The following is a 15,614-nucleotide window of genomic DNA, read 5'->3' on the forward strand; positions in this document are numbered from 1 at the left end:
GAGTGTTGGAACCACCTGATCCCATCCCGAACTCAGTAGTGAAACGATACATCGCCGATGGTAGTGTGGGGCTTCCCCATGTGAGAGTAGGTCATCGTCAAGATTCAAACACAGAACCCCTGATCGCTCTGCGATCGGGGGTTTTGCTTTTAGTAGAAGACATTCAAATTCGCTGGCACGTCGTTGACGGGTCGAGCTACAGAATTTCTTGACGACCATAGAGCGCTGGAACCACCTGATCCCATCCCGAACTCAGCAGTGAAACGGTGCATCGCCGATGGTAGTGTGGGGCTTCCCCATGTGAGAGTAGGTCATCGTCAAGATTCAATTCCGAAACCCCTGATCGCCATGCGGTCAGGGGTTTTGTCATTTCTGCGCCCTGCTTTTATCAGAACTCGTAGCTGACAGTCGCGACCACATTGCGCTCTTCGCCCATGTAGCAGTAACTCAGGCTGGCACAGGATGCGACGTACGACTCATTGCTCAGGTTATTGGCGTTGAGCCGTACATCCACACCTTTGAGTCCGACCTTGCCCAGGTCGTAACCCACCGAAGCATCGAACAGGGTATAGGCTGGAACCTTCAGGGTGTTCTCTGCATCTGCCCAGCTATAGCCGACATAGCGTACCCCGGCACCGAGGCGCAGCCCGTCCAGCGCCCCCTGGTTAAAGCGATAGTCGCCCCACAGCGAAGCCATCTGCCTCGGCGCCTGGGTTGGAGAGTTGCCTTTGTTCTCGATTACATTGCTCGCCGTGCTCAAGGTGCTGAGCATCGACTTGGAGTATTCGATGTCGGTAAAGGTGTAGCTGCCCAGCAACTTGAATTGCTCGGTGAGCTGCACATGGGCTTCCAGCTCCAGACCTTGCGAGCGTACTGCTCCTATCGGCCGGTAGAAGTTCTCCTGTGGCAGCTTGGACGCCAGGTTCTCCTGATCGATGCGAAATACCGAGGCGGTGAACAGGTTATCGGTGCCCGGTGGCTGATATTTGATCCCCGCTTCCCATTGCGTTCCGTCAGTCGGTGCCAACGGGTTGCCGTTGCTGTCGGCAAACGAGTTGGGGTTGAACGACTCGGAGTAGCTCAGGTACGGCGCAACGCCGTTGTCGAACAGATACAGCACCCCGGCGCGGCCGGTGAATTTGCTACGGCGATCTTCGACCTCGGTACCCAGCGGCCGAGCAAACTCGGCCAAACGGTTTTCTTCCGAGGTCTTGACCCAGTCCTGGCGCAAGCCGAGCGAGACGCGCCAGCGGTCCAGTTCAATCAGATCCTGAGCGTACAGCCCGGTCTGCTCCAAACGACGCAAGTAGCGGGTCGGGCTGTAGTAACTGATGGTCGTGTCGCCATACACAGGCGTAAACGCATTGAGCGGTGACGCCGCGCCGCTGGTCCAGTCGACCACGGTCTTGCGCCATTGATAGTCCGCGCCCAGTAATACGGTGTGCTTGATCGCGCCGGTGAAGAATTCGGCCTGCACCATATTATCGACAATGAACGAATGCAGCCTTTCGCGACCGCCCGAGTAATACCGGTTCAACTCGTTGCCGGTGGCACTGGTCCAGCCATAGCCGTAGACCTGATCCACGTCGACGTCCGAATCCAGATAACGGAAGTTCTGCCGTGCGGTGAAGGTGTCATTGAAACGGTGCTCGAACTGATAACCGAAAGACTGCTGATCGCGGCTGTAGCCATCGACGCCCGGCTCGCCGTCGAAGAAGTGTTCAGAGATCCGTTGGCCATTGCGCTGACGCAGCGAACCATCGGCGGGCACGCCGCTGTGATAACCGCCCTCAGGATCATGCTGCAAGTAGGCCTGCAAGGTCAGCGAGGTGTCTTCGCTGAAGTCGATACTCAAGGTTGGCGCCAAGGCATAACGCTTTTCTTCGACATGATCGAACTGGGTATCGGAGCGTTCGCTGAGGCCGATCAGCCGATAGGCGATGCGCTTGTCATCGTCCAGTGGTCCGCTGAAATCGAAGCCCAGCCCGCGCTGCCCTTGAGTGCCTATGGTCGCCTGAATCTGATGGTAATCCTCATACAGCGGCTTCTTGCTGGTCAGTGCCACCAGGCCACCGGGTGAACTGCGGCCATACAGCACCGATGACGGCCCCTTCAGCACGTCCACCCGCTCCAGAAAGTACGGGTCGACCTGCATGGTGCTGTAGGTGCCGCTGTCGCCCATCGATTTGAGGCCATCGAGGTAGATGTTATCCACCGAGCCATCGTTGAAGCCACGCATCGCCACATAGTCATAACGATGCGTTGCACCATAGGGATTGGTCAGCACGCCGGGGGAGTAGCGCATGGCCTGGGCGACGCTCTGGGCGCCCTGGTCATCCATCTGCTGGCGGGTCACCACCGACACCGACTGTGAAGTCTCCAGCAGCGCGGTACTGGTCTTGGTCGCCACTTGGCTGTGGGTCGCGTTGTAGCCTTCGGCACTGCCCAGTGCGTTGCCCAGCGAGAAACCGCGAATGTCCGTCGAGGGCAGCGACAAGGTCTGCTCGACGCTGCTGCTCAGGATGTAGTTGCTGCCATCGGCCGAGCTGGCCTGCAGGCCGGTGCCCTGTAACAGCAGCTGCAGAGCCTGGTCAGTGGCGTAACGGCCTTGCAGACTCCGGGAGCGCAGGCCGGCAGTTTGCTCTGGGGTGGTGGCCAGGCTGATGCCGGCCTGGCGGGCGAATTGATTCAAGGCTTCGCCCAGCGGCGCTGGCGCAATTGAGTAGTTGCGTAGCGCCTGGGTCACGCTCTCTTGCGCTTGTGCCTGGAATGACCAAGTGACGGCTCCTAGCGAAGAACAGATGATGGCTGTGCGTACGGCCAGCCCCAGGGCTGAGCGGATGATTGGTCTGGCAGCGGATAGCGAGGCAGAGTGAGGCTGGTTCATGGGCCGTTCCATTCGGGTCAGTAAGACAATGAGGGTTACTGACTGCTATGCCGAAGCAGCGGCACAAACCCGCCAGAAAATTTCACACCTGACGCTGCAGGGTGATCCACCAGCGTGTGCGGTAGTTGAGTTGGACCGGCAGGGTCTTGGGCAGCATGGCCAGCAACTGGTCGGTATCGGCAAGGCGGTACACACCCGACAGACGCAAGCCGGCGATGTCGTCAGTGCAACCCAGATAACCACGGCGATAGCGGCCGAGCTCCGCCAGAAAATCCGCCAGCCGCATATTGCGGGTGACGATCAGCCCTTGCGCCCAGGCGCCAGCCTCCATGTCCAGTTCGGCCAGGCGCTGCACGCCCTTGGTGTCGACCCAATAGTGTTGCCCGGCCGCTACCTGAGTGACGGGGCCGCCGACACCGTGAATACTCAGTTGGCCTTGCAGCACACTGACCCGGCTACGTGACGCTTCCTGGCGGATCACAAAACGCCCGGCCTGGGCTTCGAAGTGTCCATGGCGGCCCGCGACGCTGACCGGGGTGGTGCAGTCCAGCAATAGTTCGCCACGTTCCAGCTGCAACTGACCAGGCCCGGCCAGGCTGGCGACGCTGTCAGTATTGAGCTGCAACTGGCTGCCGTCGTCCAGTCGATAACTCTGGCACTGGCCGATTCCGGTACTGAAGTCGGCATTCCACGCCGGGTAATCCCTGGCCAGCCAGCTTCCCGCGCTACCGAGCAGCACAGTGCCCGACAACAGCTTCAGGGTCCGTCTGCGGCTCAACTGGCGTGCGCTGTTTTCCAGTGTCTCGAAGGTCTGGCCTGCACCAGGCAGCGCGTCGAAGGTGCTGTTCAGGTCACTGCTCAATGTCTGGACCCGCTGCCAGGCCTGCTCATGATCGGCATGTGCGCTGCGCCACTGGGTGCACTGTTCATACAGGCGTGGATCGACTTCGGGCTGTCTCAGGCGCAGTGACCAGTCGATAGCCTGGCGCACGACCTGCGCTGAAGGGGAGTGCAGGGTGCTCACGTCTCGTACCGCAACAGGTAGCAGTGATACAGCGCGTCGGCGACGTAGCGTTCCACAGAACGTATCGAAACGCCCAGGCGTTCAGCGATCTGCTTGTGGGTCAGCCCTTCGCATTGTGCCAGCAGAAAGGCCTGACGCACTTTGGGCTTCATGCCATCGAGCATGCGTGCCACGGCATTGAGCAATTCGAGGATCAATTCACGGGTTTCCGGGGACGGTGCTTCGCCAGGCGGCAAATGGGCGATAGTGTGCAGCCAGGCCCGATGCAATTCTTCACGACGCCAGTGATCAATCACCAGCCCGCGTGCCACGGTGCGCAGAAACGCGCGTGGGGTTTTCAGTTCCAGAGGCTCATGCCGGTTGCACAGGCGCACAAAGGTGTCCTGGGCCAGGTCGGCGGCATCGGCAGCGTTGCCCAGCTTGCTGCGCAGCCAGGCGTTGAGCCAGCTGTGATGATTGCTGTAGAGGTTATGCAGGGCCAAATGATGGGCAGACATCGTGACACGCCATCTCGATGTGTAAATGATAATAAGTCGCATTGTGTTGAGGCCGACAACAATTTGCAACTATTGCAGCGCGCAAGGCGCCCGTCGGAGTGCTCCGGGGGCTCAAGCGTCGACGGTGCCTTGCTTACGTTGGCGTCTGGGCCGGGTTTCAGCTGCCTTGCTCGCCAGATAACGGGTAATGGCGTTGACCGCACGATTGAGGTGGTTATGCAGGGCCTCGACAGTGGCGTCGATCTCCCGGGCTTCGGCAAGGCGCAGCAGTTGCCAATGGTCGTCCTGAACAAGTTTGCCCAGGCCCATGGCGGAAAGATTAAACCGCAGGAAGCGCTCTTCTTCGTTCAACCCGGCCTCGACCAGACGCATCAAACGCTTGTTGGGCGTCTTGGCGTACAGCGCCATATGGAACATGCGGTTGAGCGTACCGATACGGCTGTAGTCGGTTTCTATCTCCAGCTTTTCGATGCATTGGCGCGCCAGAGCGTAGTCCTCGGCATCAAGCAGCGGGATCGACAGGCGCAGCGCCTCGGACTCGAACAGGATGCGCAGCGCGTAGGCGTCTACGGCGTCTTCCGTGATCAAGGGAGCTACTACGGCGCCTTTATGCAATTGGACACGTACCAGCGACTGAGCCTCAAGCTGGCGCAGGGCTTCGCGTACCGGCATGCGGCTGACGCCGAACAGGGTCGCCAGCTCTTGCTGGCGCAATGCCGTGCCGCTGGGCAGGCGGCCGTCGAGGATGGCGCTGCGTAGTTTTTCTTCGATCACGGTTCGGGCAAGGTGCGCCGGCAGCTGCTCGTTGCCCAGCACTTCGTATAAAAAGGCTTCTCTATCGATCTTGCGCATCGCCATATTTCTTTATCAACCTGGCCTAATGGGATCCAATAAATGCACAGCCTGCCAACAGACTAGTCAAAATTCTTCCAGTGGCCATGAAAAACAACGGCCTGAGCCGTCTCAAGTACGTTGATTCGCATACAGGCGTAAAAAACGAGACGCATTCTTCTCATTCAAGGCGCGTTCATCAATATCTCTGGCAGATATTTTAATGTCGCTCGTCGGTCTGATGGATATGAGTATCTACCGACACAGGCGTTATGAAGTGTGGCATCGTGCGGGAGCGAGCCCGCACGGCCACTGTTCGTCAGCGCAGTGGACGCCCTGATACGAAGTGCTGCACATCATTGAAACCCGGCGTCGAGGCATGGCCAGGGGTAACCAGCGAGTCGACGAACGCTTCGTCTTCGGCGCTGATGCGCACCTCAAGTGCCTTGAGGTAGCTGTCCCATTGTTGCTCGGTACGCGGCCCGACAATGGCCGAGGACACCGCCTGGTTGTTCAGTACCCAGGCAATCGCAAACTCGACGATGCCCACGCCCTTCTCGCGGGTGTAGTCCTGAATGCGCCGGGCGATCTGCAGCGATTCGGCGCGCCATTCGGTTTCCAGCAGACGCTTGTCCTGGCGCCCGGCCCGGCTGTCACTGGCCGGGGCTGCATCCACGGCATATTTGCCACTGAGCACGCCACGCGCCAGCGGGCTGTAAGGCACCACGCCCAGGCCATGAAACGCTGCGGCAGGAAGCTGCTCAAGCTCGGCCTGACGGTTGACGATGTTGTACAACGGCTGGCTGATGACCGGTTTGTCCACCCCCAGACGCTGAGCGACATTGGCGATCTCGGCGATCCGCCAGCCGCGAAAGTTCGACACCCCCCAGTAACGGATCTTGCCCTGACGAATCAGATCGCCAATCGCCGATACCGTCACCTCCAGCGGCGTGTCGTGGTCTTCCTTGTGCAGGTAATAGATATCGATGTAATCGGTGTCGAGGCGGCGCAGGCTGTTGTCGATGGCGTTGAAGATATGCTTGCGGTTAAGGCCGGCCCGATTGGGCACGCCGTCGCTCGGCCCCACCGCGACCTTGGTTGCCAGCACCCATTCGCTGCGCCGCGCGGCGATGGCTTCGCCGACGATTTCTTCCGAACGCCCGCCGTTGTATACGTCGGCGGTGTCGATGAAATTCACCCCCTGGTCCCAGGCTTTATCGATGATGCGCAGTGACTCCTCGGTGCCGGTTTGTTCGCCGAACATCATGCTGCCCAGGGTCAGGGTGGAAACCTTAAGGCCCGATTGGCCCAGTGTGCGGTAGCTCATGCTCAACAATCTTCCATATGACTTAAGGGGTTCAGGTTGGCAGCGCAGGCAAGCCCCATTGCGCCAGCGGCGCCTCACTCAGCGAGCCGAGCACCAGGTCGGCGTGGTGATAGCGATCAGTCGGCATGTTCGGGTCCGGGATGGCCACGGCGAGCATGCCGGCGGCCTTGGCTGCGGTCACGCCAAAGGGTGAGTCCTCGAACACCAGGCAATCGCCCGGCGCTACGCCCAGGCGTTCGGCGGCACGCAGAAAAATGTCCGGGGCGGGTTTGGCGGCTGTCACCTCAGGGTCATCAGCTGTCACCACGGTATCGAACAGTTCGAACCAGGCTTGGTGCCGGGTGATCTTGGCGTGGTAATAGCGCACCGATGAGCTGGTGCCTACCGCGATGGGAATACGGTGCGCTGCCAGATGCCGGACCAGCGCCTCGGCACCGGGCATTGCGGGGCACTGCGGGAAGCGCTCATCGAGCAGCGGCTGGCGGATCTCCAGGAACTCGTCCACCGAGATCGGCAGCTCCAGGGTGTCGATGATGTAGCCGGAAAAGTCGCGGGCCCCGCGACCGATAGTGTTCTGCTTGATGCTCCAGTCGAAATGCTTGCCATAGCGTCCGGCAATCAGCTCGGTGACTTCGGTGTAGATCCCTTCGGTGTCCAGTAACAGACCATCCATATCGAAAATCACGGCCTTGATCGGCCCGCGCTCGCCCTGCTGTGCACTCATGTGATCGGCCTCTTGTCAGTCCGCAACCAGACTAACGCGTCCATTGCGGCACTGGCTACCCTGGGCCAACTGCAACGAAACACCCGCTAATGTGTCGAACCGCGCATTCAGGCCATGTTCTCGGGCCTGTGGGCGCTGCCGATGTTAATCTTCTCCGGTTTTTCGGCAGGGCATTGCCCGGCCTGGCTCTGCATCCGATAGCGGACAGGGAAGGCCTTTTCCAACCATCAGAACGGACATCTTCAGGTCGATATGAATAAATCAGGTATTGCAGCAGGCGTGATCGTGGCTGTCGGCGCACTGGCCATCGGCGGCGCCTGGTACACCGGTCAGCAACTGCCGGGCGTGCTCAACGAGACCCTGGCCAAGGGCAATCAGGAACTGACCAAGGCTTTTGCCGGCAGCCAGTACAAGGTCGATCTCCAGCTTGAGTCACTGGACAGCGGCTTGTTCAGCAGCACCGCGCGTTATCGTTCGACCGTCCAGGCGCTGGACGAGAATGGCCAGACCCAGACCCTGGAATTCAAATTCGTCGATCATATCCAGCACGGTCCTTTGCCGCTGTCGCGCCTGGCGTCCCTGAAACTGCTGCCGGTCATGGCGGTGAGCAAGGCCGAACTGGAAAAGACCCCCGATGTAGAAAAGTGGTTCGCCATGAGCCAGGGCAAGACGCCATTTCATACCGATGCCAGCATCGGCTATGACCGCTCGGTCAACGGCACCGTGACCTTCGCCCCGCTGCAATACAAGGACACCGACGGCGAATTCAATTTCTCCGGCCTGACCCTGCTGACCGACGCTTCGGCCGACGCCGACAAGCTCAAGATGACCGGCACCATGGACAGCCTGCAACTCAATGTGCAGTCGCCGGAAGGTCCGGTCGCCATGCAGGTCAAAGGCATGAGTTTCGATACCGGCGGCACCAAGGGCAAGGCAGGCTTCTACCTGGGCCACAGCAACGTCAAGGTCGACCAGTTGGTGTTCCAGCCGGTTGGCCGGCCTGCAGTGCAACTGGATAACTTCACCAACACCAACCTGATGCAGGAAGAGGGCGACAAGCTCGCTGCCCAGATCAACTACGATGTGGCAAAGATTTCCTACAGCGGCAAGGACATTGGTGCGGCGCATCTGGGGCTGCGGTTCAGTAATTTCGACGTGGCTTCCACCCGCTCGCTGTATCAGCTGTTCCAGGAAAAGGTCGTGCCTCAGCAACAGGCTGCCGCCGCCGCCGAACAGCCGCTGGAGCTGAACCTCAGCCCTGCCGACCAGGCACTGCTGGACGCCGAAATGCGCAAGCTGCTGGCCGGCAAGCCACACATCGAACTGGAGAAGTTCTCGCTCAAGACTGCCAACGGTGAAAGCCATGCGCACCTGAGCGTCGACCTGACCGACCCGGGTGCATTCGATCAGCCGCAGGACGAACTGCTCAGCAAGAGCCTCGGCCAGGTCACCGCTCGTGTGGTGCTGTCCAAGCCCATGATCCGCGACATCGTCGGCCTGCAAGCCAACCTGCAGGGCGTCACCGATCCGAAAGAAGTGGCCGACCAGGCCAACGCGGTCAGCGACATGGCGGCGGTCATGGCTCAGGGTATGCAACTGGCTAAGGTCGAGGGCGAAAACATCGTCACCAGCCTGCAATACGCCAACAACAGCGTCGACTTCAATGGCCAGAAGATGACCCCGGAGCAATTCGTGGCCTTTATCATGGCCAACTCCGGCGCGCTGGGCGCCCAGTAAGCTTAATGCCAGTACTGTTCGTTTGTGGGAGCGAGCTTGCTCGCGAAGAGGCCAGTAAAACCGGCACATCTGCTGTCGATGTACGCCTGTATTCGCCAGCAGAGCTGCCTCCCACCGGACTGCGTGGGCGTTCACTGATCGGCATGACCCAGTAAGCCGTCACACCGCGCCAGGGCTCTCATGCTCTGGCGCTTTCTCCTGCAACAACCCGCGCAACACCTCCATGGCCTGGTAATACACCGGCCAGTAATGATCGTTATGGCAGAACGAGCGCAGCGTCAGGGTGATGTTGTCGGCGCTGGCGGCTGACAGACGCACTTCGGCCGGCGGCCTGGCCATCACGTGGGGAATGGCCTGCAACTGATCGCTCAGCCGGGCCATGGTCTGCTGAGCATCCACGTCTGCCGGCAAGGTAGCGGTCAGCTCGACGCGCCGATAATCGTTGGTCGAGTAATTGATGATGTTGCTCGACAGGATCTTGTTGTTGCTCACCAGCACCCGCACGTTGTCGGCGGTATCAATCTCGGTGACGAACAGGCCGATTTCCTCCACCCGGCCACTGACATCAGCGATGGCAATCACATCGCCGACCTTGAACGGGCGCAGCACGATGATGAACCCGCCGGCCGCCAGATTGGCCAGCAACCCCGACCACGCCATCCCGATCGCCAGCCCCACCGCTGCCAGCAGTGCCGCAAAACTGGTGGTCTCGATACCGAAGTAGCCAAGAATGGCCACTACCAGGATGATATTCAGGGTCACGGTCACGAACGAGACAAGATAGCGCAGCACCGTCGGATCGAACTTCTGCCGGGTCAGCGAGCGTTGCAGCATCCTGACCAGCATCCCGATCGACCAGCGCCCGCCAACCCACAACAGCGTAGCGATCAGTAGCTTCAAGGCGATGGTGGCGCCGTATTGCAGCACCAGATTGAGCAGCGCATTGACCTTATCGGTCCCGATATTGATGACGTTCAATGCATCCACGGTCGCACCTCCACAGGTAAGGCCACACCGGGGCGCGATTGATTGTCATGGCCGACCGGTGCTACGGAACCCTACATTGTGCAAAGTGCGCTGCGAATATCTACTGACAGAACTGACAGGTGGCGAAGTGCTCTATTAGGTATCAACGCGCCTCTTGGCGGGCGGACTGTTTGTCGATGCTGGCATCAGCAGGACTGTTTGAATGTATGGAAGGTATTGGCGGCTGCGTTGAAAAAAACGTAGGCCTGAGAAGTATCGTGACTCAAGTCGCTGACATCCAGTTGCCCCACAAAGACCAAGGGCTTTCCATTCTCGATTGGCCACGCCGGAGCCTGTAACCACTTCGGTGATGTTTTCAGGTAGCGGAATTCGTCCTTGATCTTGTCCTTTAGCCAGGCCTGCAACTCTTTGGGTTTCTGTGACGGAGCCATTTCTAGCAGGCTGGAGAGGTAGCCCGATGACAGGCTCAACCACTTGGGTTGGACTTTAAGGAGCAGATTGAACAGGTCCTCATATCTCGTGCTTCGCTCATGCTCGACTGCCCGGCTTTGCAAGAAGCTTGATAGTAAGACTTGAGTATTGAATATCGATTCGACATTTGAATAATCCTGCCCAATCGCAAACGTGTACAGGTCAGGCTCTTCGACGTAGTCCGGGAGAGAGAAACCCTCCTGTAAAACGGCAGATAGCGCCGGGTTATCTCGCAACTGGTTTTCGAACTCATCAGGTGTCATCAAAGACTCTACAAACGCTTTTATGATTTCCAACGGTGTCATGGCTTGCTTCCTAAATGTCTGAACTCATCAAGCGCGGCATGTTGTTCACGCGTTACCTCACGTAAATTGCGGGGATTATTGACTTCTCTCCCCCCAAACCGTTGCGGATTGTGATGGTGTAGCTCCATCGGATTTCCGTTCTTGTCCAATGGCGCAGAGCCTCGTTTCATTCGGGCCAGATTGGCCGGGCTGAACTCTGTCGTATTTTTGGTCGCTTCGTGGCGGTTTTTCCAATAACGGGATCTGACGACGTCCCAGGCAGGTGCTTTACCACTGGGCAGTGGCTTGTCGATTGCGTCTCCTCGTTTCCAGCGTTTGAAGCTGGCGCAAGCCCACCCCCACGGATCCACCCAGCCAATTGGATTCGGTGCGTACTGATACAGATTGAACCCACCCGCCAACCCAATGGGGTCTGGCGTGGTGAACCTTCCGATATCCGGATCATAGAACCTGAAGGTGTTGTAGTGCAGGCCGCTTTCGCGGTCCAGGTACTGGCCTTGAAATCTGAGGTTCTGCTCCTCCACATAGTAGGGCTCACGCACTTCGCGCAGGGTGTTGCCCCACACCTGGTACTGCGCCTGCCAGACGGCCTGGCCGTCACTGTCGGTGAGTTGTTCGGGCAGGCCGTTGAGGTCGTTGTGGTAGTAGCGGATGCGCTGTTGGTCGCCGCTGCCGTCGACACGGGCCAGCGGCTCGTAGCTGTCTTCCAGATACACGTAGAGGCTGGTCAGACTGCTTTTCTGTTCTTGCAGCAGGCGCAGGCCGTCCCAGGTAAAGCGGGTTTCGCCCAGCAGGTGGCCGTGGCGGTCGTGTTCGGTTTTGGCGATGCGTCGGCCCAGCGGGTCGTAGTGCATGCGCAGTACATGGCCGTTGTCGTTGTGCACCTCGGTCAGGCGATGTTCGGCGTCGTAGGCGAAGCGCTGCACGCCGTGGCGGGTGCTGCGCTTTTCCACGGTGCGGCCGAAGGCGTCGTAGCGGTAGCGTTTGTCCTGGTAGGTCAGGACCTGGTTGTTGCGCACATAACCGGCGCCGCTGAGCGGGCGGTCGAGCAGGTTGGCGGCGGCGTCCCAGGCAAAGGTTTCGCTGTGCCCGGTCAGGCTGTTCTGGCTGGCGACGATGCGCCCGCTGGCGTCGTATTGCAGCAGGTCCTGCTGCTCTTGCGGGGGGTGGCGTTCGCGTTGCAGGCGGCCGACCAGGTTGTCGGCCGGGTCGAAGTCGTATTGCTGTTGCGTCTGGGCCGGTAACTGCGGCGGCTGCCCGGTCGGGCGGCGCAAGCGGGCACGCAGGCGGCCGGCGCGGTCGTACTGGCTGCGGGTGGTGATTCGGCCTTGGGTGCGCAGGATTTCGCGGTGCAGGCGGTCGCGTTCGAAGTCGCTGATCACTTGGCCGTCGAGGTTGATCTGGTGCAGATGGCCGCTGCCGTAATACAGCTGGTTGAGCCAGCGGCCATCCGGCAGGCTGGTCCGGATCAGCTTGCCCAGTTCGTCGTATTCATGTTGGAGAGTGCCGGCACTGCTGTGCTGTTCGCGCAATTGCCCGAGGGCGTCGTAGGCAAAGCCCAGCGTTTGCGTGTGCCCGTCACGGCTTGTCGAACTCACCTCGGTCAGCAGGTCCAGCGGCGTGTAGCGGTAGGCTGTCATGCCATCGGCGGTGATCTTGGCCACCAGCCGGCCCAGCGCGTCGCGCTCGAAGGTTTGCACCAGCGGCGGCAGCGGTTGTTCGGGCACCAGGCTCAAGCCGCTGCCATGCGCAGCCGGCAGGTGGGTCAGGCCGATCAGGTTGTCGCGATTGTCGTAGGCGTACTGCCGGGCGCTGCCGTCCAGGTCCTGTTGCTCGATCAGCCGGTCAGCGGCGTCCCAGGCAAACCGGTAGCGCTCGCCATTCTCGTTGCTCAGGCTGTGCAGACGGCCGTAGAGGTCGTAATCGAACTGCACGCGATGGCCAAGCGGGTCGATGCGCTGGCGCACCTGGCCGCGACGGTTGTAGCCATAACGGCTGGCGTGCCCGGCCGGGTCTATATAAGCGGTCAACTGGCCGCTGCTGTCACGCTGGAACTGCTCGGTCCGGCCGTCCGGCAGCTCGCTGCGCAGCAGACGGCCCTGGGCATCGTGTTCGAACGTGGTCTGTTCGCCAAGGGCATCGGTGATGCTCAGCAGGTAGCCACGGCGGTCGTAAGCGTAGTGGGTGGCGTAGCCGGAACAGTCGGTGTAGGTCAGCAACTGGCCGGTCTCGCTCCAGCGCAGGTACTTGCTGCGCCCGGCCGCGTCGGTGATCTCCAGCACCTGGCCCTGATCGTCGTAGCGGTAGCCGGTGCTGTGCCCCAGCGGATCGGTTTCGAGGGTGCAGTTACCGCGTTGATCGTAGCGGTATTGCCAATTCCCGCCGGCCTTGTCGGTTTCGCTCAACGGCAAGGACCAATGCTCCAGCCACAGGGTCGACTCGATCTGGCCCAGCGGGTCACGGGTCTCGCTCAGGTTGCCGCTTTCGTCATAGCTGAAGCGCCATTGCCCGCCGTCGGGATCGGTCGCGCCCAGCCACTGACGCTCTTCGTTCCACTCGAACTGCCAGGTGTGGCCGAGGTTGTCGGTAGACGCGATGATCTGATGCTGGGGGTTCCAGCGCCGGCGGCTGATCCGATTGAGTCCGTCGCGAATGGTGGTGGTGCCCGCCGCCAGATCGTACTCGAAGGCGTATTCGTCGCCCTCGTCGGTCCAGTGCCGCACCACCCGCCATTCGCGCTCCTCGATCATCTCCCATTCATAGAAACAGCGCAGCCCGGTGGGCAATTGATGCTCGACCATGCGCAGCCCGTCGTCATAGCTGAAGCGCCGCTGCAGCTGGCCGCTGGCGTCGCGCACCTCGGCCAGTTGGCCTTGGGCGTCGAGGGTGTAGCTGGCCAGTAGCTCACGCTGTTGATCGGCAAACACACGCTCGATGTGGCTCAGGCGCCGTGGCCATTGCAGCGAGTAATGCAGGGCCACGCGCACTTGGTCAACGCTGTCGCGCAGCCCGCTCAGGCGCCCCTGTTGGTCGTAGTCGACGAAGATGCGGTTATCGTTGCGGTCGCTGAGCAGGGCCAGGCGTAGCCGGTTGCTGTCCAGCGGTGATGGCTCGAACAGCCGGTACAGGCCGTCGTCGCTTTCAATCAGCAACTGGCCGCGAGCGTGACGCTTCACGCTCAGCCCTTCGCCAGCGCTGAACACCGCGCCGCCGAGGGGGATAACGCCCATGTCGATGCGCCGGCCCTGTTCGTCGGTGTACACCAGCCGTTCGCCGCCCTGGGGGTGAGGCGCGATTTCGACGCCGATTTCATAGGCTACGCTCCAGCCCGCGCCAAACAGGCCGTCACGGCGCAGGTCATGGCTGTTGTAGAAGCGTTGCCAGTCGATCGGCAATAGACCGGGCAGGGCAAAGTCCAGCTCGTCATCGCCAGCCAGGACCTTGGCGCCAGTGGCGGCATGCACCGGGTTGGGTGAGGCGCTGGTGGCGTTGACGATGGCGTTGGTCGCGGTGCTCATCACGTAGCTGTTGGCCATGCCCAGCGCCATGCACGGCAGGTTGCTGAGAAACTTGCCCTTGCTGCCCTTGAGCATCATCAGCACCGTGACCGCCAGGCCGATGCCCGGCGTCTTGCCGCTGCGGATCTCGCGCACCGTCAGCTTCTTGCCGCCAATGCGCACATCCGGCGAGATGGGGCCGGCCGACACCACCACGGCTTCACAGGTACTGCGGTCACCACTGCGTACTGCCGGCTGGCTGTTGATGGTGACCTTGTCCGAGCCCTCGGCCAGATACTGTTCGGGCATCGGCGGGTGCTTGCTGCACAGCACTTTGTCTTCGGGCAGCGGTTCGGCACCGGGGGCGGGGCTGGCCACCGTGGGCCGCCACATCTGGGAAAAGATGCTCTTGGCCATGTCCCAATAACTGGTCTCGGGCGGTTCGCCTTGTTGCTCGGCAATCTGAACACCCGGTGGAATCCAGCCAGCGGCACGGGCAGCAGGCAGGTTATTGGTTTTGGTGTTGTGCGAGCCCGTGGCGATGGTCGCCTGGATACTGGGCGGGAACAGCCCGTTGCCGATGCTTTCGCATAATCGCGACAGCCCCGTGTCCGCTCCGGTCTTGGCCATCACCACGCCGACCACCAGCCCGACCACTGCGCCGAGCACACAGGCCCCGATACCGCCGGTGGCGACGGTAATCCCGGTAGCGGCAACCACTGCGGCGGTGGCCAATGCGCCAATCGCCACGTGGGCGGCCACTTCGAGCACGCCGCCGACGATGTCGGCCATCATCGAGCTGTGTTCCAGACCGTCGCCCAGCCGGGCGGCCCAGATGGCGGCGTCAGACATGATCAATCATCCCTGTACGGTCCGGGGCCGATCAGCCGAGGGCGGCGAAATCAAGCGACTGCTTGATACCCGTCCACTGCGCCACTTCGGCCGCGCCCAGCGGCTGTGCCTTGACGTAGCTCAGGGCGAGCATGCGCCGGGTGCCGGGCAGTACCAGTGCCAGTTGAAACTGATAGACCCGCTCGTTGCCCTTGCTGAACTCGCTGCGCAGCTCGATGGCTTCGACTTCCTGCTGCTGGCCGACCTGCACGGTTTGCACCGGGTCGTGGCGCAGTTCCTGAACCTGCTGGCCGAGGCGCTCCAGCTGGGTGGCGAAGTTGCTGTGCAGGGTCTCGCCCTCGGCCAGCAGGCTGCGGCTGACGATCAGCGAAGTGCCCAGCTCGCCGAACTTGAGGATATTGATGGTCGCGTCCTGCAGTTGCTGATCAGGCAGGGCGAAGCTCAATTCATTGATGCGATAGGTCATGAAGCCGGG

General features: G+C 60.9%; 11 protein-coding genes and 2 rRNA genes. 3 read left to right on the forward strand and 10 right to left on the reverse strand.

Annotated features, from left to right (window positions below):
• Positions 1–103: ribosomal RNA gene (gene rrf / locus NJC38_RS21420) — 5S ribosomal RNA — on the forward strand; the annotation flags it as partial.
• A 104-nt stretch (positions 104–207) separates the two neighbouring features.
• Positions 208–323: ribosomal RNA gene (gene rrf, locus NJC38_RS21425) — 5S ribosomal RNA — on the forward strand.
• 65 nt (positions 324–388) lie between these two features.
• On the opposite strand, the gene NJC38_RS21430 is transcribed toward rrf (NJC38_RS21425), so the two are convergent.
• From NJC38_RS21430 to NJC38_RS21455, 6 genes are all read right to left on the reverse strand, one after another.
• Positions 389–2,887: a TonB-dependent siderophore receptor gene (locus NJC38_RS21430; protein ID WP_253117001.1), complete on the reverse strand. Its 2,499-nt coding sequence runs from the start codon at positions 2,885–2,887 to the stop codon at positions 389–391.
• An 82-nt stretch (positions 2,888–2,969) separates the two neighbouring features.
• Positions 2,970–3,911, reverse strand: a complete 942-nt coding sequence (locus tag NJC38_RS21435) for a DUF4880 domain-containing protein (RefSeq protein WP_253117002.1) — start codon at positions 3,909–3,911, stop codon at positions 2,970–2,972.
• Positions 3,908–4,408: a sigma-70 family RNA polymerase sigma factor gene (locus NJC38_RS21440; RefSeq protein ID WP_045485630.1), complete on the reverse strand. Its 501-nt coding sequence runs from the start codon at positions 4,406–4,408 to the stop codon at positions 3,908–3,910. Before NJC38_RS21440 ends, NJC38_RS21435 begins: the two co-directional genes overlap by 4 nt.
• A gap of 111 nt (positions 4,409–4,519) precedes the next feature.
• Entirely contained in the window at positions 4,520–5,260 is a 741-nt protein-coding gene (locus tag NJC38_RS21445; protein ID WP_253117003.1) for a GntR family transcriptional regulator, read from the reverse strand.
• Positions 5,261–5,558: 298 nt separating this feature from the next.
• Positions 5,559–6,566 carry an aldo/keto reductase gene (locus tag NJC38_RS21450; protein ID WP_253117004.1) on the reverse strand — a complete coding sequence of 336 codons (1,008 nt, stop codon included), beginning with the start codon at positions 6,564–6,566 and terminating at the stop codon, positions 5,559–5,561.
• Between the two features lie 31 nt (positions 6,567–6,597).
• Entirely contained in the window at positions 6,598–7,290 is a 693-nt protein-coding gene (locus tag NJC38_RS21455) for an HAD-IA family hydrolase (protein WP_045485638.1), read from the reverse strand.
• A 252-nt stretch (positions 7,291–7,542) separates the two neighbouring features.
• Here NJC38_RS21455 and NJC38_RS21460 point away from each other — a divergent pair, with 252 nt between their 5' ends.
• A complete protein-coding gene (locus NJC38_RS21460) occupies positions 7,543–9,027 on the forward strand; it encodes a YdgA family protein (RefSeq protein WP_253117005.1) in 1,485 nt (494 codons plus the stop codon).
• Positions 9,028–9,186: 159 nt separating this feature from the next.
• Here NJC38_RS21460 and NJC38_RS21465 read toward each other — a convergent pair whose 3' ends face one another.
• The 4 genes from NJC38_RS21465 to NJC38_RS21480 form a co-directional block, all read right to left on the reverse strand.
• The gene (locus NJC38_RS21465) at positions 9,187–10,014 is read right to left on the reverse strand and encodes a mechanosensitive ion channel family protein (protein ID WP_253117006.1); all 828 of its coding nucleotides are present in this window, start codon (positions 10,012–10,014) and stop codon (positions 9,187–9,189) included.
• A 185-nt stretch (positions 10,015–10,199) separates the two neighbouring features.
• Positions 10,200–10,790: a hypothetical protein gene (locus NJC38_RS21470; RefSeq protein WP_253117007.1), complete on the reverse strand. Its 591-nt coding sequence runs from the start codon at positions 10,788–10,790 to the stop codon at positions 10,200–10,202.
• A complete protein-coding gene (locus NJC38_RS21475) occupies positions 10,787–15,139 on the reverse strand; it encodes an RHS repeat-associated core domain-containing protein (protein WP_253117008.1) in 4,353 nt (1,450 codons plus the stop codon). Before NJC38_RS21475 ends, NJC38_RS21470 begins: the two co-directional genes overlap by 4 nt.
• Positions 15,140–15,170: 31 nt before the next feature.
• On the reverse strand, positions 15,171–15,605 hold the full coding sequence (locus NJC38_RS21480; RefSeq protein ID WP_253117009.1) for a DcrB-related protein: 435 nt from the start codon (positions 15,603–15,605) through the stop codon (positions 15,171–15,173).
• Between the last annotated feature and the right edge of the window lie 9 nt (positions 15,606–15,614).

Origin of the sequence: Pseudomonas sp. 21LCFQ010, assembly GCF_024129905.1 — a bacterium.
Taxonomy (GTDB): domain Bacteria; phylum Pseudomonadota; class Gammaproteobacteria; order Pseudomonadales; family Pseudomonadaceae; genus Aquipseudomonas.

Bases quoted from the DNA above. Each gene is read 5' to 3' on its own strand.
- NJC38_RS21480 (WP_253117009.1), bottom strand. From the start codon at position 15,605: ATGACCTATCGCATCAATGAATTGAGCTTCGCCCTGCCTGATCAGCAA.
- NJC38_RS21430 (WP_253117001.1), bottom strand. From the start codon at position 2,887: ATGAACCAGCCTCACTCTGCCTCGCTATCCGCTGCCAGACCAATCATC.
- NJC38_RS21470 (WP_253117007.1), bottom strand. From the start codon at position 10,790: ATGACACCGTTGGAAATCATAAAAGCGTTTGTAGAGTCTTTGATGACA.
- NJC38_RS21450 (WP_253117004.1), bottom strand. From the start codon at position 6,566: ATGAGCTACCGCACACTGGGCCAATCGGGCCTTAAGGTTTCCACCCTG.
- NJC38_RS21455 (WP_045485638.1), bottom strand. From the start codon at position 7,290: ATGAGTGCACAGCAGGGCGAGCGCGGGCCGATCAAGGCCGTGATTTTC.
- NJC38_RS21440 (WP_045485630.1), bottom strand. From the start codon at position 4,408: ATGTCTGCCCATCATTTGGCCCTGCATAACCTCTACAGCAATCATCAC.
- NJC38_RS21445 (WP_253117003.1), bottom strand. From the start codon at position 5,260: ATGCGCAAGATCGATAGAGAAGCCTTTTTATACGAAGTGCTGGGCAAC.
- NJC38_RS21460 (WP_253117005.1), top strand. From the start codon at position 7,543: ATGAATAAATCAGGTATTGCAGCAGGCGTGATCGTGGCTGTCGGCGCA.
- NJC38_RS21475 (WP_253117008.1), bottom strand. From the start codon at position 15,139: ATGTCTGACGCCGCCATCTGGGCCGCCCGGCTGGGCGACGGTCTGGAA.